The sequence below is a fragment of the Candidatus Thiodiazotropha sp. AKIB8 genome, assembly GCF_058244675.1.
Genome location: NZ_JBSYOO010000039.1, coordinates 317,745 through 336,705 on the forward strand (window position 1 = coordinate 317,745; position 18,961 = coordinate 336,705).

13 protein-coding genes and 1 tRNA gene are annotated in these 18,961 nt (G+C 45.3%); 8 read left to right on the top strand and 6 right to left on the bottom strand.

Features of this window, described 5'->3' with window-relative positions; all coding sequences use genetic code 11:
• Window positions 1–3: 3 nt before the first annotated feature.
• Both AC4IFB_RS13380 and AC4IFB_RS13385 read right to left on the bottom strand, forming a co-directional pair.
• Window positions 4–1,365, bottom strand: a complete 1,362-nt coding sequence (locus tag AC4IFB_RS13380; protein WP_490780421.1) for a deoxyguanosinetriphosphate triphosphohydrolase — start codon at window positions 1,363–1,365, stop codon at window positions 4–6.
• Between the two features lie 45 nt (window positions 1,366–1,410).
• Window positions 1,411–2,295 carry a DMT family transporter gene (locus AC4IFB_RS13385; RefSeq protein ID WP_490778568.1) on the bottom strand — a complete coding sequence of 295 codons (885 nt, stop codon included), beginning with the start codon at window positions 2,293–2,295 and terminating at the stop codon, window positions 1,411–1,413.
• Window positions 2,296–2,453: 158 nt separating this feature from the next.
• On the opposite strand from AC4IFB_RS13385, the gene AC4IFB_RS13390 reads away from it, so the two are divergent.
• The 5 genes from AC4IFB_RS13390 to AC4IFB_RS13410 all read left to right on the top strand — a co-directional run bounded on the left by AC4IFB_RS13390 (window position 2,454) and on the right by AC4IFB_RS13410 (window position 10,066).
• Entirely contained in the window at window positions 2,454–3,104 is a 651-nt protein-coding gene (locus tag AC4IFB_RS13390; protein WP_490780422.1) for a DUF2959 domain-containing protein, read from the top strand.
• Window positions 3,105–3,230: 126 nt separating this feature from the next.
• The gene (locus tag AC4IFB_RS13395) at window positions 3,231–4,793 is read left to right on the top strand and encodes an inorganic phosphate transporter (RefSeq protein WP_490778566.1); all 1,563 of its coding nucleotides are present in this window, start codon (window positions 3,231–3,233) and stop codon (window positions 4,791–4,793) included.
• A 301-nt stretch (window positions 4,794–5,094) separates the two neighbouring features.
• Window positions 5,095–7,197, top strand: coding sequence for a TonB-dependent receptor plug domain-containing protein (locus AC4IFB_RS13400; RefSeq protein ID WP_490778565.1), 2,103 nt, complete (start codon window positions 5,095–5,097; stop codon window positions 7,195–7,197).
• A gap of 36 nt (window positions 7,198–7,233) precedes the next feature.
• The gene (locus AC4IFB_RS13405) at window positions 7,234–7,821 is read left to right on the top strand and encodes a hypothetical protein (protein ID WP_490778564.1); all 588 of its coding nucleotides are present in this window, start codon (window positions 7,234–7,236) and stop codon (window positions 7,819–7,821) included.
• Window positions 7,814–10,066, top strand: coding sequence for a putative bifunctional diguanylate cyclase/phosphodiesterase (locus AC4IFB_RS13410; protein ID WP_490780423.1), 2,253 nt, complete (start codon window positions 7,814–7,816; stop codon window positions 10,064–10,066). Before AC4IFB_RS13405 ends, AC4IFB_RS13410 begins: the two co-directional genes overlap by 8 nt.
• A 68-nt stretch (window positions 10,067–10,134) precedes the next feature.
• Here the strand turns inward: AC4IFB_RS13410 and AC4IFB_RS13415 are convergent, their stop codons facing one another.
• Window positions 10,135–10,671, bottom strand: a complete 537-nt coding sequence (locus AC4IFB_RS13415; protein ID WP_490778562.1) for a hypothetical protein — start codon at window positions 10,669–10,671, stop codon at window positions 10,135–10,137.
• A 414-nt stretch (window positions 10,672–11,085) separates the two neighbouring features.
• Between AC4IFB_RS13415 and AC4IFB_RS13420 the strand changes: the two genes are divergently transcribed.
• Window positions 11,086–11,162 (top strand) — tRNA-Asp (locus AC4IFB_RS13420).
• 94 nt (window positions 11,163–11,256) lie between these two features.
• Here AC4IFB_RS13420 and AC4IFB_RS13425 read toward each other — a convergent pair.
• The gene (locus AC4IFB_RS13425; protein WP_490778561.1) at window positions 11,257–11,598 is read right to left on the bottom strand and encodes a hypothetical protein; all 342 of its coding nucleotides are present in this window, start codon (window positions 11,596–11,598) and stop codon (window positions 11,257–11,259) included.
• 290 nt (window positions 11,599–11,888) lie between these two features.
• Between AC4IFB_RS13425 and AC4IFB_RS13430 the strand changes: the two genes are divergently transcribed.
• Together AC4IFB_RS13430 and AC4IFB_RS13435 are read left to right on the top strand one after the other, a co-directional pair.
• Window positions 11,889–14,750 (top strand): DUF1800 family protein, encoded by a 2,862-nt coding sequence (locus AC4IFB_RS13430; protein WP_490780424.1) that lies wholly within the window; start codon window positions 11,889–11,891, stop codon window positions 14,748–14,750.
• Window positions 14,751–14,774: 24 nt separating this feature from the next.
• A complete protein-coding gene (locus tag AC4IFB_RS13435) occupies window positions 14,775–16,418 on the top strand; it encodes a DUF1501 domain-containing protein (protein WP_490778559.1) in 1,644 nt (547 codons plus the stop codon).
• A gap of 175 nt (window positions 16,419–16,593) precedes the next feature.
• Here the strand turns inward: AC4IFB_RS13435 and metA are convergent, their stop codons facing one another.
• Both metA and AC4IFB_RS13445 read right to left on the bottom strand, forming a co-directional pair.
• Window positions 16,594–17,661 carry a homoserine O-succinyltransferase MetA gene (gene metA / locus AC4IFB_RS13440; protein ID WP_490778558.1) on the bottom strand — a complete coding sequence of 356 codons (1,068 nt, stop codon included), beginning with the start codon at window positions 17,659–17,661 and terminating at the stop codon, window positions 16,594–16,596.
• A gap of 1 nt (window position 17,662) precedes the next feature.
• Window positions 17,663–18,508: an ATPase gene (locus tag AC4IFB_RS13445; RefSeq protein WP_490780425.1), complete on the bottom strand. Its 846-nt coding sequence runs from the start codon at window positions 18,506–18,508 to the stop codon at window positions 17,663–17,665.
• Window positions 18,509–18,961 lie beyond the last annotated feature (453 nt).

An 18,961-nucleotide genomic window follows, 5' to 3' on the forward strand; every position in this document is an offset into this window, starting at 1 on the left:
TCACTATCCTGGGAGTGAAATCCCAGTCACCTTCTTATACAGTGAGACAGCATAGGAGTCGGTCATCCCTGAGACGAAGTCAGTCAAACGTAGCAATCGGGTATAGTCATCCTTTATTGGCTCTGCTTGTGGTCCAATAAACTGATCGGGAATCAGTCTAATCATCATTTGACTGCGTGGACTCGCCCCAGAACCATGCTCAGCAACATCGTCAATAATTGGGATAAACCTTTCCAGCAGCTCACTGATCACCTGAAACCCTGCCGTTTCGATCTCGATAACCTCTGGTGCGATATATATCTTTTCACCTGCCACTTCAATTAACCGATCCATCTCTTCCCGGTGAGGAATATGGCTCATTAAAGGGTCGTCAAACTCCCCTTTTAAGATTTGCTGTTCGTGATCAAGAAAACAGCAGAGAATCTCACTAATAGCCTGGCTTATGACCTTAGCCCGCAAAAACTCCACCTTCTCCTTGTCCCCGCCAATACTTTTCAAGCGAGCTGTTTGAATGGATGAATCTGCGAGTATGGCGCTAAACAGATCCAGTGCCTCCTGAAAGCTGAGGTGTCCCAAGCGATACCCATCCTCAATATCAATCACTCGATAGCAAATATCATCAGCAGCTTCGACCAGGAATGAGAGTGGGTGTCGATGCCATATAGCGAGCACCGGGTCTCGTCGAATCAAGCCAACGGCCTTGGCAACAGCTTCAAAATTCCCCTGATCTTCTGCAGTGAAACCTGGTTTCTTGGCGCTTACCCCCCCAAAACGGCCTTTGCCTATGCAGGACTCTCTTGGGTATTTGGTAAATGCCCCTAATGTTGCGCAGGTCAACTGCAAACCACCAGGATTATCTCGGTTCTGCAGTCGGGTGATGACACGAAAGCCCTGAGCATTACCCTCGAAATTGAGAAAATCCTCTCGCTGACTGCCGCTAAGCACCGCGACACGCTGTTTGCCATAATCGGCAGTTTCTGCCCAATGGCGTATTGCGTCTTCTCCAGAATGCCCGAAGGGTGGATTTCCTATATCGTGAGCCAGACAGGCTGCAGCGCAGATATCCCCGAAATCTGACGCCTCGTGTTTCTGTAATTTATGGCGGGCAATGATCTGCTCTCCAGCCAAAGTGCCCAATGAACGCCCAACACTCGAGGATTCAAGACTGTGGGTCAAGCGAGTACGGACATAATCGACCTTCGAGAGAGGAAATATCTGTGTCTTATCCTGCATTCTCCGAAATGCTGAAGAGAAGACGATACGATCCAGGTCACGCTGAAAATCTGTGCGTGAGGTACTGCCGCCTGGGTGATCCTGCGAACCAAGGCGTTGCCTAGACAACAGTTGTGTCCAATTCATCGACATAGGCCGAGCCAATCCTTCAAAGTGCTATAAATAGGGTGCATTGTATCAAGTTCTTGCAGAATCGCTGACCAATCTCTCATCCTCATCTCTCCCTCTGAGAGCAAGAATGCCTGCCAGTCCAATTAACAGGGCGCCAAATACAAATTGCAGACTGAGGGTCTCTCCCCAGAACAGGTAACCATAAACAGCACCGAAAAGAACCGATGAATAGGTAAATGGACTTACTCTCGCAGCAGTTGCAATGGCATATCCACGAGTTAAAAGAAGTTGACCCAGGGTACCAACCAGGCCCAATAGAGCGAACAGCCACCACTCAGAGACTGTTGGCTGTTGCCAATTCCAGCTCATTGGCACTGCTGAGATAATTGAACTCAACAGGGCAAAATAAAAAACCACTCTGACAGATGGCTCAGTTTTCCCCAACCTGCGTAAGCTGACCTTTGCCAATGACGCCAACCCACCTCCGAGTAAACCAATCAGTGCAATCTGATTGAACTCCCCGCCAGGATTAAGAACAAGTATTACCCCTAAAAAACCAACCCCTATGGCTACAAAAATCATTCGATGCAGGGGCTCGCTCAACCAGTACCATGCAATTAAGGGCATAAATAGAGGCGATGTCATCTTGAGTAACATACCATCGGCCAATGGCAGATTGGCAAGCGCATAAAAAAAGCAGTACATAGCCGAAACACCTGCCGCAGAACGCAAGAGATGCAGATGAATCACTTTGGTATTTAAGGTAATAGTGCTGCTACCCCAAACCAGAGGTAAAAGAAGGCCAAGAGCAAACAAATTCCGCATGAATACGGCCATTTCGCTGGGAAGAGTCTGTGTCAGCTGCTTAACAATCGCCCCCATTGAGGCAAACATGAGTTCCGCGAGCAGGATAAAAAGCGCCCCTAATAATATATTCTGCTTATAAAACATAGTGTTATTTCAAAATACGCGCTTTATGAAATAGGTTATAGGGCGAAGATACTGTTAAATTGTATAAAAATTCAAAAAAGATTCGTTCTTGCATCGCCCCACTCACCTACTCTGTGGCAAAATTGCCAATCTACCAGATTCCAAGGGGATTATTTCACATGTTTACGCAACATCGATGCCTTTTGTTCGGCTTCCTGCTTATTCTCACTGGCTGCTCCAGTGTCTACTACGACACCATGGAACAGGTCGGTTATCATAAACGTGATATTTTGGTCACCCGGGTTGAAGATGCCAGAGATGCTCAAAGTGATGCCCAGGAGCAATTCAAGTCTGCCCTCGACCAATTTGCCTCCGTGATTCGTCTTGAAGAGAGTGATCTGAAACAAGCCTATGACAGTCTTAATCACGAATTCGAATCCAGTGAAAGCGCGGCCCAGGAAGTGACAGACCGTATAGAGAAGGTGAAATCGGTTGCCGAAGCCCTGTTCGAAGAGTGGGCAGACGAGCTCGAACTCTATGAAAACAAAAAGTTGCAGGCGAGTAGCAAAAAGAAATTGTCCCAAACCAAAACACGTTATCAAAGTATGCTCAAATCGATGCAGCAAGCTGAGCGCACTATGCAGCCCGTACTCAATAATTTCCGTGATAATGTACTTTACCTGAAGCACAACCTCAATGCACAGGCGATTGGGTCATTGCGTGGTGAGTTCGGAAGCTTAAAAGCTGATATCAACACGCTTATCAACCGCATGAATCAATCTATCAAACGTTCAGATGAGTTCATACGAGAGATGCAAAGTTCACAATAGAGTTAAACCACAGACCAAACAGTACTCCAACTAACTGTTTCTGCAGCTATAACATTAACCATTTTTGATGAAAATAATGTTTTGCTCTATGACTATATCATCGCTTAGGAATTGAAAACCAGACTCATGCAGAATTTACGCGGCATCTCATTTTCAGCCTACCATCCTCTCTATTATCTGCATCACCTGCTTGCTGTTTTTTTTCTGCTCGGAACCTTCATCGTTTCACAACTATTTTTCGATGAATTAGATGGGCACAACATCGTTATTCTTTCTGCTCTATTATGTGGATATATAGCACTAACCATTGGTGCCAATGATGCAGGTAACAATATCGGGCCACTGGTGGGTTCTGCAGTAATCAGCCTCTCAGGTGCTATTTTATTAGCGGCAATATTCGAATTTTCCGGCGCCTTTCTCGCAGGCAGTGAGGTCATCAGTACCATTAAACATGGCATTGTTGACCAACAACAGCTTGGCAGTTCACGTACAATAATTCACGTCATGATCAGCGCTCTTCTTGCCAGTGCCATCTGGCTTCATATAGCAACAGCAACAGGCACACCAGTCTCTACTACTCATACTATTGTAGGCGGGGTTTTAGGCGCTGGTATCACCTTTGGTGGCATGATGGTGGTGAACTGGAAAATACTAAGCACAATAACTGTCAGTTGGTTTTTATCTCCCCTGCTGGGAAGTATAATAGCTGCATTTCTGCTCTATATGATAAAACGTAAAATTACTTATCATCCTGACATGTCTCGAGCAGCGGAAAAGGTCGTTCCACTATTTGTTGGCATGATGGCGCTGACATTTACCACCTACCTGCTAACCAAGGGACTTAAAGCCAGCTGGCGAGTTGATTTCATCACAGCATTTCTCTGTGGAATTTCAGTCGGTACAGGTGTTTTTCTGATAATCAGACCTATCCTAAAACAGCACGTCGCTTTGTTACCCAATACAAAATCTGCGGTAAACCGCCAATTCAATATCCCCCTGATTGTTGCTGCAGGGTTACTCAGCTTTGCTCATGGTTCAAATGATGTCGCCAATGCCATCGGACCTGTTATTGCGATCAAAGAGGCACTGATTTCAGATCAGGGAATCAGCCATCCTGCTCTGCCCACCTGGCTGCTGACTATTGGCGCAATAGGGATACCGCTTGGACTGGTGCTATACGGCAAGCGCTTAATTAAAACCATTGGCAACGAAATTACAGAGCTTGATCAAGTAAGGGCCTTCTGTATCGTCACCTCAGTCACCATCACTGTTCTACTGGCCAGCCTGATGGGAATCCCGGTCAGTAGTACCCATACAACCGTTGGTGCAATATTCGGTATCGGATTTCTTCGGGAAAACCTGAAAAAGAATCATGCTGTTACTCTGGAAGTTATTAAACGCCATAAAGCTGACCAAAATCAGGAAGAGAGCGATCTCTTCATTCAACAGTTTGATAGCGCTTCTTTCCAAGAGAAAGGCAGACTACTGGATAAGTTGAATGACAGAGATAAAGGATTCATTCTCTCTAATAAGGAAAGAAAGTCTTTGAACAAGCTCTATCGCAAAGAACTGGTTAAACGATCAACATTCATGCGCATCATTACCGCATGGATCATCACCCTTCCAGTTACTGGCCTACTTGCCTCAGCTATCTACTCCCTCCTCGATTGGAGTAACATTCTTTTCTAAATATGTCCTTTTTCTACAGATTGACTGACTTAACAACTACTTTATTCATCATACAACTGGAAGTGATTTCACAAAAACACAGCACCCTTATCGGGAATTAACTGATTGATTACAACTATCCTGCTTGGTAGTCTACCGCCTCCCAGTGCTAAATTGCAGAACCATAAAAGTGTAAAAAACATTGAGTGGTAAAATTGATTTGACACATTTAAGAAACAGCTGTTTTATGCCACAATTGTCTCGTAGACAAAACTGACAGACATCACATTGATACCTGTTTCCGTATTGAGGTATATGACTGTTGCACACCCATATAACGTCACTCTCAAACATGGACAAGCGAGAGCATCCTCAAATACCATCCGCTTTTGTCAGCAGATTTACTCAGGCTATTCAAAAAGCTATATACGTACTTCTGCTTCCTGTTTTTTGTCAAGGGCTGGCATTTGCAGATAGTAACGCGAATCAGGATTTACGCAACCTGCTCTCTCTACTGGACAGCCAGACAGAATTAGCCACAAAAAGCCGCATGAATGCTGACTATGTACCTGGCATGGCCAGCATTCTATATGGAGACGAACTACTGGCTCGTGGTGCAAGAACAGTTTGGGAGGCACTGGGGCTGGTACCAGGAATCAGCCTAGGAATGGAATTCACTGGTGAGCGACAAATACTCAGTAGAGGGGTTGGTCATGGCTACGCTTCCGGAAATGTCAAAATACTGATTGACGGCATCTCCCTGAATTCAACCCTGCTTGGAACGGCAAATCCCGCACTCAACATACCTATTGAGCAGATTGAGCGAATTGAAGTCGTACGTGGAGCAGGTGCATCAGTGTATGGTGAATATGCCTATGCTGGTGTGGTAAACATTATTACCAAACAGAATGAGACCTCTCTTAACACACATTATGAGCATGATTCCCACTATGGCTTGGGAGGGATGTGGAATTTGCTCGATAAAGAAAATGAATTGTCTCTATCCCTTAATATTTCAGGTCTGAAAGGCGATGGTCACGAGGTAGATGTAGAGGAGGATGCCTGGTATCACACGGGGCAATCAGAACTCTCTAACGCACCAGGCCCAAGCAACGAAGCCAGACAATATCTTGGGCTTTTTTTTGATATGGAATGGAAGGGACTATTTGCCTCTGCAAAATTGTTGGATGATGCATACGGGGATCACTTTGGAATCAACCATTTTCTGCCACCATCTGACAATCGTTTGGCATCACGGCAAAAATATCGTTCATTTAGCATTGGCAGCAAAAATAAGCTCTCTGATACTCTCAATACCGAGGTACGCTTTGAACTTTTAGAGCATGAGCGTAACAGAGACCAGCTCTATATCTATCCGGCTGACTTTATCTCACCCTACCCTATCTATTTAGACTCATACTATACTGAGCGAAAATATGTTATTTCAACCGACTTTTTTTGGCGTCCAAATGTAAAGCATGAGATGCTTTTGGGCATAAAGGCAAGCGATACCTCTATTGAGGATGCTGGCTGGAAATGGCCAGAATTGCCTTTTGAATTATCTTCAAATTGGATCGATACTCAAATAAACCGAAATATTTTTACCTTCATCATACAGGATCAATATCGTTTCAGTGAGCAGCTTACGCTAACCGGGACTCTTCGTTATGATGATTATAGTGACCTCGACAGTCCTGTAAGCCCGAGATTGGCCAGTGTATGGCGCCTCGCCCCTGATAAAATAGTGAAATTTCAGTTTTCCAGAAGTTTTCGGCCCCCTACCTTTTATGAGCTGCAAAACCCTGGTGTCGGTCATCTTGAGTTGAGTTCAATCAATAGCACAGAAATCGGATACATTGTAAAAAAGAGTGATTGGCGAGGTAGTTTTATCCTGTTTAACTCAGAGCTCAAAAACCCGATACTGTTTGATGAACTCAATTACGCAGGCTACATCAACGGCGAAGATGCCCGCCTTCAGGGCTTTGAATTCGAATATCAGCAACGCCTCAGTTACAACATTAAGCTTGATGGTAATCTCTCCTATGTAGATGCAAGATTCAAAAAAAGTGACGAGCACCTTGCTGGTGGTGCCGAATGGCTGGCGAACATAGGACTCATCTGGAAGCCATTTCAAGACTGGTCTGCAGCTTTACAAACCTCCTATGTTGGCGAACGACATCGTTCAAATCTTGATTCACGCAACAATCTGCCTGCCTCTACTGTCATTGATTTCACAGTTGGTCATCAGGGATTGACACCAGGACTACAACTCCATGTAGGCATAAAAAACCTGACCGATGAAAAGATAAGATATCCACAACAACTCACAACAGACTTTACAGGAGAGGCCTTTCTACCCTACCCCAATGACTATCCCCGACCTGGAAGGCGGTGGTGGCTATCTTTGAACTACGAATTTCAGTAGCGCGCTCACCGATTATCGACTACTAAGGGAATTAAAGTGAAGATACCGGGTCGCAGGGATTTGAAAAGATTTACCATTAGACATTTATGCTTACTGCTTTCTCTATTATTCTTCAAAATAGCCACTGCTGACAGTCTTTGGCCTGAGGATGCTCAGAGACTCAATGTCGGTATCAATATATTACCTGCCTGTCTGGTCGCTGACCTTGCCCTATCTAAGAAACTCACCCCTTCAGGAAAACTTCGAATTCTGGTATTGCATAAAGATAATTATGCCAGTGCTTTATCTGTTTCAGAGGGCCTGTCAGCTTTAAAGAGAATTGGTGGGTATCCTATGGAAATTGAAATCATCTCCACTTCTGAACGACAAGAACCTCATGATAAACCTGTTGCAGCACTATTCATTGCATCGCCCGGGATTAATTCTGAGATTTTCAACAACTGGGTCAGATACAAACAAACCACAGTCTTTTCTCCTTTCTCAGGTGATGTCGAGCGCGGAGCTATAGCAGGCCTATATGTCACAGATCGTATTTTACCGTATATAAACACCTCGCAAGCCAATCTTGCAGGCGTCATTTATAAGCCATTTTTTCTACGCATAGCGAAACAATATAATGAGTAGGAACAGGCAGAATAAACAACCAAGAGTCCTGGCAAAAAGCCATGGTCTTTTATTGCTATTTTCAGCCTTGAGTATCACTTTAGGCATTCTCATAGGCACCTATTGGTACTTAACATTGGAGCCAAGATTAATTGCCTACGCCCAATCCCAGGCCAATGCCCTAGCTCAGGCTCAGGCTAACATACTGAGCAAGCCACTCAGCAGAGATCAAAACAGTTTAATATCAAATGAACTCGAACGTGCTATGGATACCATACTACTGTTACGTGATCCTTCTACCACCATACCGCTGATACAACGCATAGAAGTCGAGGTTGACTATAGCGTTGTGAATGTTGCACCCAAGACTCTAAATCTGATTCGGGGGCAAAAAACATGCACAGATTGTTTTGTCTCTGAAATTCCCCTGTTTCACGAAAACACACACGGTCTTATTGGTATTGCACGAATATTCACTGGGCGTGATTTTGTCAAAAAGTTGATAGCGGATGTTCAACATAAGCTCTTGTGGTCGAGTGTGATTTTATTGATTATCCTTGTAATGGCCTGGGTAACAGCAGAATGGTTACTATCGAAACTAAGACAGAGTGAGTCTAAATTACAATCGATTATTGATGCAGTTGCCGACCCACTCTATGTATTCAGTACTCAACACGAGTTAATATTACAAAATAAGGCAGCACATTCTCTTACTGCTTCCGAGCAGCGTGTCAGCGATGATGTCGAGATAAAAGAGCACATGCCCATGCAGGAGATAATAGACCGTGTCGCCAGCAAAGGCCGACCGGTAAAATATATCCATAGCATCCAGCAAGCTCATGGTAAACCACGCCGTATGGAGCTATTAGCCAGCCCGCTTTCGATTGAGAACAGCGACGCCGTTGTCGTTACCTATCGGGATATCACAGAACATCTCGAAATCGTTGATGAGCTACAAATAAAGAAACAACAGCTTCAGCAACTGGCAGAAAAAGACTCACTTACCCAGCTACCTAACCGCTTTTCCTTCACCAGACTTCTTAATCAGGCAGTAGCTCGTGCTCAACGCAATAAGACACTGTTAGCAATTCTGTTTCTTGATCTCGATCGTTTTAAGGAGGTCAATGACAGTCTGGGTCATGACGCAGGAGATGAGCTACTTATTACTACGGCGAATCGGCTTCTACATGTAGTACGGACCGGTGACGTGGTTGCTCGTCTAAGCGGTGACGAATTTGTTATTCTGCTTGAGGATATCAAACGCCCTGAAGATGCTTCATCTGTAGCGAGCCACATCATCAATAAAGTTCGAGAGCCACTCACTCTTTTAGGTAAGCGACTCCAACCTGCTGTTAGTATCGGAATAACTATTTTCCCTAATGATGGCGATAATGCAGATCGCCTTCTGCAAAACGCTGATACCGCGATGTACAGGGCCAAACGTAAGGGTTCTAATACATTCCGGTTATATGATTACAGCATGACCGAATCAGTCAAGGAGCGGATCAGTCTCATTGCAGAATTACAGGCTGCTACAGCAGAAAACAATTTTGTCATGTTATATCAGCCTCAAATCGATCTCTATTCGAAAAAACTGATAGGTATTGAGGCCTTGCTTCGTTGGGATAGACCTGGACACTCCCTGGTCTCCCCAAATGATTTTCTCCATTTAGCAGAGGAGATGGGACTCTCCCACCTGATAGGCCAGTGGGTACTCTACAACGTCTGCATTCAAACCAAGCAGTGGCATAAGGAGAAATTTACAACACCAAGGGTGGCAATCAACATATCTGCAAGTGAAATCATGCACGATGATTTCTTAGCGAACGTAAATAAAATCTTGGTGAATACCGGCTGTGAAGCATCGTGGCTGGCGTTGGAAGTTACCGAAAATCTTTTTATTCAGCATATCGACGAAGCTGCGAGTCGCTTGCAGCAACTGAAACAGATGGGGTTTTCCATCGTAATTGACGATTTTGGTATCGGCTACTCATCTCTGGCCCGACTTAAAAAATTACCCATCGATCTGTTAAAACTTGATAAGGTGTTTTTAGAGAATATCAGCCATGACAAAGGTAATCTTGCAATTGTCCAGACAGTAATCGACATGGGACAGCGGCTTGGAATTGAAGTGCTTGCTGAAGGTGTTGAGACTTCTGAGCAAGAAACCTATCTGATCCTGTCTGACTACAGGTCAGCGCAGGGCTATCGATACGGCAAACCCATGACTGCAGGAGAGCTGAAAAAAAGACACCTCAAACCGTAAACCGGTCAGATGGTATCCTTGTAACTGCCAGTTTAGGTCCCTTCTCTACAGATGTTTCAAAAGGATTGCTATCCCCCTTCAGCCACCGAGTTGACCTGCTTTTCGATAACAGGTAAATCATCAGGGGGCGGCATACGCTTCGTTATTCCATCAGGCACTTCACCCCGGCCCGCCTGGTAGATTGAGCCCGATTCCAGAACAAAACATACCATCACGGTCAGTAAGGTAGGTACAACCGCAACCCGGGAGATAGCCACCATCATGATATCCCCTTTCGAACTACCTGAAGTGGCCATCATCGCCATGCCGAGAATAACTGCACTGATAGTGTACCCTACCATCAGAATACGGGTACGATTGGCCGACAAACGCCAATGGGCTGCCACAAACCAGGGATCGCCTTTCATGCTGCTACCCGCCTTGAGCCAGATAAACGCAATCACCGCCAGAGAGAGGGCCAGAGGGATCAGGAATCCAAGCAATCCGACGTCGAGCACAATGGATGCAGGAGCCGCGATCAGGTGACATCCCACCAGATTCAGCATAGATAGCTCATGGGGCGTCTTAGCACGCTTTCGTATCGCCTCATCAATATCAAATAGCATAGGCTTTTTCTCTTTAAAATCCGTCGGCCAAACCTGACCGAAATAATCGATGCCATCAGAATGGGCTGTCTTCTGTGAGAAGCACTCAGATATGGTACACTCAATCACCACTTTGGCAGGTTACCCTACCCAGCCAATACCTACCTCGATTAAGTCGCTGAATCTGTTGCCGCTAGCTGCTGGGGTGGTACCGCCAATATGACATGGTTTACATAAGAAAATCGTTGATATTACGCAACGCTCCCAGCCTGCCCACAGATATAGGCCGCTCACCCCACTTTTTTAGATCATGACACCATTTCAGTGCCAGACATAGTGGCTAGATGACACTATTTAACCATCAGACCAACCTTATTTTCTACTTTATGGTTGACCTATGAAAAAATATCCTTACACTATCGCGCTCTTGTCTTCGGAGCGGTAGTTCAGTTGGTTAGAATACCGGCCTGTCACGCCGGGGGTCGCGGGTTCGAGTCCCGTCCGCTCCGCCACTAATTTCACCCCATCAAACTTGCCTTCGTCACTAATCCAAACCCTTGTGAGCTGCGCGATAAATCCCGGTAATGCTCAGCTGGGTCTCAAGCCTCATTGGCATGGCATGCCAGCAGAGGATTGGCCGTTGCAGATTATAAAGAGCTTAACAGCGCCTATGGCGATTGTGCCCTCTGGCTTGACGACCCGTTCAGAATCAAGGTGAGCTTTTAAAGCCATGCTTATTGCCTGTCGAAAAAGTGCAACGCAGAGTCTGAACGGGTCGTAAAGCCCCATAGGGCGCGGCCTGAAGCATGCTTCTGCTGCGTTTTGATGCTTGAGAATGGAACAACCATTCTGCTTCGGCTCACGCCTCGCAGCTACAGGCTTCAGGTCACGCAGAGAGCTTAAGCAATTAATAGAGGTGCCCTTTATATATCCCGCTGGCAAGCCCATCAATTCTCCACCAATTGACCTTCATACATACGGGATATCTCGTATAGTCATTATTTTCAGCTGCCAGTAAGATTAAATGTTGTCCTGAGTCTCAATATCGCAGATTGATTCCTACACATTGAATTTTTTCGAGATTTTTTAGGACTCAACTTCCTTTCGTAGTAGATAGTTTGAAATGAAACACAGTATTCAAATAGAAAACTGCCTAGTCTTCATCTTCAAGTTTTGGAACAAAATGACCGTTTGCGATAATCAGTTTGCAAAGTCGAACGATCTATTAAAAGAGAGATATGGAAGTTTTAAAATCAATCTCAAATTATGCTGCCTATCTAGTTCTCCCTATTACTCTATTTGGCTGCGTTGAAGAGAATGTTGCACCTGAAGCTGAGAATGACAGTGCGACCCTCTCCCAGGGTGAAAGTGTTATTGTCAAAGTTTTAGATAATGACACTGATGATAATGATGACCCTCTGGAGGTAACCAATCTCTCAACACCAGAACATGGACGGATAACAGTTCAGTCTGATGGGTCTGTTCTCTATCAGCATGATGGGACGGCAACAACTGAAGATGCTTTCACCTATACCGCATTTGACGGCGCCGCAGAATCTCAAGCTGCCGTAGTCTCGATTGCCATCAAACTCAATGAGAATGGCTCAGAGGATGACCCAGGGAGTGACTCAAACGAAGATAACAGTCCTCCGACATCGGACAACCAAAGACCGGTTGCCCGCGATGATCAAATTCAAATTACTCAGGGAGAGAGCCAATCACTCAATTTGACTCAAAATGACGTAGACCCAGATGGTGATCCGCTTCAGATTGTGACGCTTACCAATCCCCTTAGAGGTAGAGTTGAATTACAAGCCGATGGGGTAACCGTTGTCTATAGACACGACGGCTCAGATAGTACTGAAGACCGTTTCAGTTATATCGTCTCTGATGGCAAGCTGCAGTCACAAACTGCGCAGGTTTCCATTACAGTCGCACCCAGTAACAGTGCTCCCGAATTCACACGATCTGGCAGCAACACTTCTATACCGGTTGATGTGCTCTATTCCCTCACATTCCAAGCTAGTGACCCCGATGGTGACGAGATCTCCTACAGTGTTGAAGGATTGCCCTATTGGCTTGTCCATACACCATTATCAAGAACACTCTCTGGTGCCCCTTCCTGGGAGGATCTAGGCAGAAACTATACAATCATCATTTCTGCCTCTGACGGAAAAACCTCTACAGAAATCCGTTTTACAATCTCTGTCTCCGAAGCTCAATCAGTGACTGACAGCATGGCCCATCGACTTCTGCAGCAAAGTACATTCGGACCTGTGGAGAGTGAAATGGCTCGGGTTAAAAGCCTGGGAATCAGTGGTTGGGTCGATGCTCAACTGAGCATGAATTCAGCCTATACAAGTGCATCAGATGGTTGGAAAACACACTTGGAGCGTACTCAGGAGATTGCTCAACAAGCTGAACCCAGTGTGCAGTGGTTTGGAAGCGGTCAGGCTTTTAACCAGTCAACCAGCAGTAGTACTGTCAGAGATTATCAGATGGCCGCCTGGTGGGAGAGCGCCTTGACTGCAACAGCGCCCCAGCGCACGCAGATCGGTACAGATCAATTGCGTCAGCGAGTCGCCTATGCTTTAAGCCAACTCCTTGTGGTATCAACAAGCAGCCACACACTATCAATGCGTGGCGAGGCCCTGGCGGCATACTATGATTTGCTGGCCGAGCATGCTTTCGGCAATTATCGGGATCTATTGGGAGAAGTTGCAATCAGCCCGGCAATGGGAGCCTATCTATCGCACCAGGGAAACAGTAAAGCAGATCTATCTACAGGCTCTCGTCCCGATGAAAATTTTGCTCGGGAGATCATCCAACTCTTCACTATCGGACTCTATGAATTGAACCTGGATGGATCACCTGACCAGGATGGCAACAGTAGCAGCTTTCCTGATGCAGGCACCGGTACAGTACCAACCTATACCCAAACGGATATAGAGGAGCTGGCCAAGGTAATGACCGGATGGGATCTGGCGGAGAACAGCCGCTTTGGCAGATTAAGCACCAAAAGCGGTGACTATACTCAACCCATGGTATTTCACCCCTCTGAGCATGAGGATGAATCAGCTGAAGGGGGGGATGGCGATATCACACTCCTTGGAACAACATTTCCGCTCAACTCAGGTCAGGATGGTAGTGGGCTGGACAAGGCGCTGGATACTCTCTTTGCCCACCCAAACGTTGCACCATATGTCAGTAAACACTTGATTCAGAGACTGGTTACCTCCAATCCCACATCAAATTACATTGCTCGAGTCGCTAGGATATTCAATGACAATGGACAGGGTGTAAAGGGTGACCTGAAGGCCGTGGTGAGAGCTATTCTGCTCGACCCGGAAGCCAGAGATGACAGCTACCGCACTAACCCCGCTTTCGGAAAAGCGAAAGAGCCACTGCTTGCGATTACTCAGTTACTGCGAGCTGCTCATGTTACGCCTTTAAATGGATGGAAGAGTAGAGATAATGTCTCCATGGATCATGTCTATTGGTTTAGAAACCCTGAAAGTTATCTAAACCAGGGGGCTATGCGCTCACCATCAGTTTTCAACTTTTACAACCCCCACCATGTTCCAAGCGATGACTATTTCACAACACACCAGTTAGTAGGGCCAGAATTTCAGATACAGACTTCACAAACACTAGCCGACTATAACAACCTGTTTTTTCAACTGGTATCGAGTTTCGAAAAGAACAAGATCACTGATGTCAACGGTAAATCATTGAGTGAATTTTCAGCCACAAGGGGCCAATACGCTCTCTCACTACTGACAAATTTTGACACTGAACTATCACTATTCGAACAGACCCTTGAGAATGATAGTAATGGGGATTTCAGTTCTCTCAGCGACAACACCCCTGACAACAATGAGGACACTCCTAAAACACGTGCTGTTGATGCTCTGATCGATCACTTTGATCTTGTTATGCTGGGAAGCAGTATGCCTGACAACTATCGTGCTGCACTAAAACACTATCTGCTTTCAAACAGCTATACCAATACCGGCAACAATCGAGAAAACGTCAGGCGAATGATTCAGGATGCGTTTACCCTGATTGCCACCTCTAGCGATTATATGATCCAAAAATAGTAAGCCAGTAAGGAAAAGTACACTATGGCGATGCAACGCAGAGCATTCTTAAAATCATTGGCCGGACTTGGCAGTGTCAGTGCTCTCGGTTCGGCTGGACAATTGATATTGCCTACACAGGCTATGGCAGCAGCCCCCGGCTTCAATGACTACAAAGCATTGGTGTGCATCTATCTCTACGGTGGCAATGACGTATTCAATATGTTGGTACCTGTCGGCACAGATGCAGATAAGGGTTATGACCCTTATGCATCTATTCGAGGTGACCTGGCTGTCAATAATGAAGATCTTGGACTAGATCAGATCACAACGAATGGCAATAACCTGAACCAGGGTGTTATTGGCGCTGCACAGCAAAATCCCTATAACCAGAATCTAAATCAATCAACAGCCTATACCCGAGGTGTCTATTCATTAAGTTCCAAAGGTATCGACTTAGGTGTGAATGGCGTGATGCCAGAACTGGCACAGCTGATTACCGACGACAAAGTATCGATCCTTGGTAATATTGGCACCCTCGTCAGGCCTGTTACACGGGATGAAATCCGAAATGCAGACCCTGAGCTTCCTCTCTATCTTTTCGCCCATAATCACCAACAGCGTATACTACAAACGGGTCAAGCCAATAACCTGAATGATGTCGGATGGGCGGGTAAAATTGCAGATAACTGGGGAAACATCAATCAGAACAACCCATTAGGGCTTAACATATCCTATGCGGGTAATGACCGTATGCTGATTGGTCAGTCAACATCTCCGCTTGTGCTTAAGCCGAGCTCAATACCTACCATCAACCACCTGAGAGAAGGCGCTGGTAACAGTTTTGATGATCGACGTGCTTTTTTCAAGGCACTCTCTGGAATCGAAGGCTCAACCGATAGATTGGAGTTCGATGCCTCACGAACCAACACAACGGCTGACCCCTATAAAACTCTCTATAATCAAATGCAGCTTAAATCCTTAACCACTTTTGAGCAGTTGAACCAGAGTTGGAACTCTGTTCAGATCGACTACACAACACTTGGCCCCTATGGCGAAGCCCTGTTTGATATCCCCACAGCGCAACAACTCGGTTTTACCAGTTCAATCAGAGGCAGACTGATCAACCAACTTGAAGCCGTTGCCAAGATGATTCATCTTGGTGCCTCAGGCAATCTGGGAGCGGGATATAATCGACAAATCTTCTTTGTCGAGCTGGGAGGGTTTGACACTCACGCCAATCAAGCTACTGATCACCCAATGCTCCTGAGAGAATTAAGCTTGGGATTATGGAAGTTTCAGAAAGCGATGGAGGAATTGGGACATGCAGAGAAAGTAACCAGTTTCACCATGTCAGACTTTGGTCGCACGCTAAGTCAAAATGGCGATGGCACCGATCACGCCTGGGGTTCGCATCAATTGGTCATGGGAGGAAACGGCACAGGTGCGGCAGGTCAGTTAGATGGCGGCAAACTGATAGGTGAGCTACCTACCATGCAATTGGGAGGCATAGATGACTACAGTGGTAAAGGCCGAATGATCCCGAAGCTTTCACAGGATCAAGTCAATGCAGCATTGACCCATTGGTTCGGTGCCGATAATAACCTTGTACGTAATCTATTTCCAAATCTGACTAATTTTCAATCAGGCGGGAATATTGAATCGGCCTACTCACCAATATTCGTTTAGACATTTAATTGGCTTCATGATTTGAAGACAAGTTGTAATTTCAAGAATATAAAAGGGATATTTAACTCATTAAAATAGTCGCAACGGAGATAGTCAATAAACTTATTCGATTAATCACTTGCTAATCAAGTGTTGCATCATGGTTAATAAAGGCTTCCATCTTAAGTTTAAATTTCTACTTCAGGCCCAATGGATTTTCCGGATCAATTCCATCCATAAAAGGCAATTTTCGGATATGATGCGTCACTTGATAGACTAGGCCAATCCAATTACCGATGACCGCCTCAGCAGTATCGTGCCAAGTGTTATCAAGACTCTCGATAACCAATGATTCAGGGAATTCAGGCAAAGCCTGCCCCTCCTCCTTGGCTCGATCCAACTTTTCATGATATTCGTTAAAGATTGCCTGGCTACGGAGAGAGAAGTAGTTCTCAGGAAAGGGTGGATAGTCGGTACGAGCGCCAGCTATATATAGATTGACCTCGCGCTTATACTCTTTCAGCAGACTGATCGTGTCATATTCAGGGTGCCCCTGAAAATAGACAACCCGAATACCATCGCCGCTTACAGCCAGATGCACGCCTGCTTCTTCACTTTCAACCAGAACTTTTAAACCAGCCTGATCAAATTGCTCTCTTGAAATCTGATTGAAACGGGAATGAGGCACATCAAAGCGTGTATTAACATCATTAACCAAAGGGTGTTTAGCATCCTGAACACGATGGCTGAATACTCCCCATAATTTGTCACCCATATGAGTGCGTTGCTTGCCATGGTGGGACTGCACGACGGCATGGGTCGCAAGACAAGAGCAGAGTACCGAAGTCACATTCTTATGCGCCCAATCCACCACTTCAGTCAAAGGCTGCCAAAAATCCTCTTGCGCCAGATTCGGATGGGTAACATTGGCCCCGGTAATAATCAAGGCATCCAAACCATTCTGCTTTATCTGCTCAAATGATTCGTAGTATTTTTTAATATGCGCACTGGCCTTTTCACCACGAGGCAAGACATCCAATGTGAATGGATGAATAAAAAACTGAGCGATTGGATTTGCTTCACCCACAAGACGAAAAAACTGTCTCTCCGTTGCTTCAATCGCTGCATCCGGCATCATGTTGAGCAAGCCAATATGCAATTCGCGAATATGTTGTCGGGTTGCCCGATCGGGAGAAAGCACATTCTGCCCCTCCTGGCGTAAACGTTCGAATGTGGGTAAATTGGTATGTGCAACCAGAGGCATATCAGGACTCCCGCTCGATTACCTTTTCCAGAAGAGAGGTAAAATCTGCTTCACTTTTTACTTTTGCAAGCTCATGGGTGGTTACCGTATATCCATACTCTGCAGCTATCGCTTCATAACGAGGAATCCTTGCCCGAAATAATTTTGGAAATACCCATCTTGTAAAATCATTCGGTTCAATCAACGAAACATACTCCACACCTTTCAAGGTCATATATTCAGAGAGAAGCTCATCAAGAAAAGCCTCTCTGTAATACAAGGGTTTAGGGTGAGATAGTGATCGTTTAATCAACGATGTTTCATCATCTTCGCTGGCACGTATGTAGAGTATCAATGAGTGTTCTGAGAGAAAGTCTAATAACCCCGGCTCATCCAATTCACATAAACTGCCACCCACATCATTGATGAAATGGTTATACCCATATATAAGCTTTGCCTTGCGCATGAAATCAGGAACATCATACATAGCAGCAATTTCTGCTTGCCTATGCAGGTTCTGGCGTCGTTTGAACTCAGTCAGAGAGAGACCACCAAGCTCTGGATTGCCTAACATACCAAGAAAAGTAGAGACAGGCTTCAGGTTATGGAAGGTGACATTGTTGCGGATAAAAATCGAATCTGAACGCAATAGATCTCTAAGAAGAGGCACACTCATTGCCTGCTCCTTGATCGTATCCAGTATAGCTTCATCAAGATAGCGTGTACCTATACGGTAGTCTCCGGAGTAATGAAACCAATCACTAGATCGTAACAGGTTGGATAGACGAGTCTTTCCAACGCCTGACATACCCAAAAGGGTGACACATTTTCGATCCCAGTTACGAAATTGTTCGGGGCTCAATCTCACTACTAAATTCTCCTCTCTCAAGAGGCGCACATTCTACGGAGAAGCAAGGGAGGAAGAAAGTCATCGCTAAAAAACTCCTGAATGAGAATAGATCTCATATTCATGAGTCATAGCTCAGACACCGGGTACATTTGATATATTCAAACTGTCAGCCCCCTAACAACACGCCATCTTCAGAGGTGACTTCGCAGCATAAGGCCTACTTTTTATTGATAATACAATATGTTACTGAATATACATACTAAAATTATGGGATATAGGCATTGTACCCAGTTGTAACTCCTTAGTTGAGATTCAAGCAATTACATGCACATGCAAAATATCTAAAAAAAACGGAGTCCCCCAAGTGATTCAGCTAATCTCGCTAAATTGATCTTCCACTCGCTGTATCCAGGTGAGCTGGAGACTGCTACATTTAAGAGCACCTCTATTAATAGAGGTGCTCTTAACTTG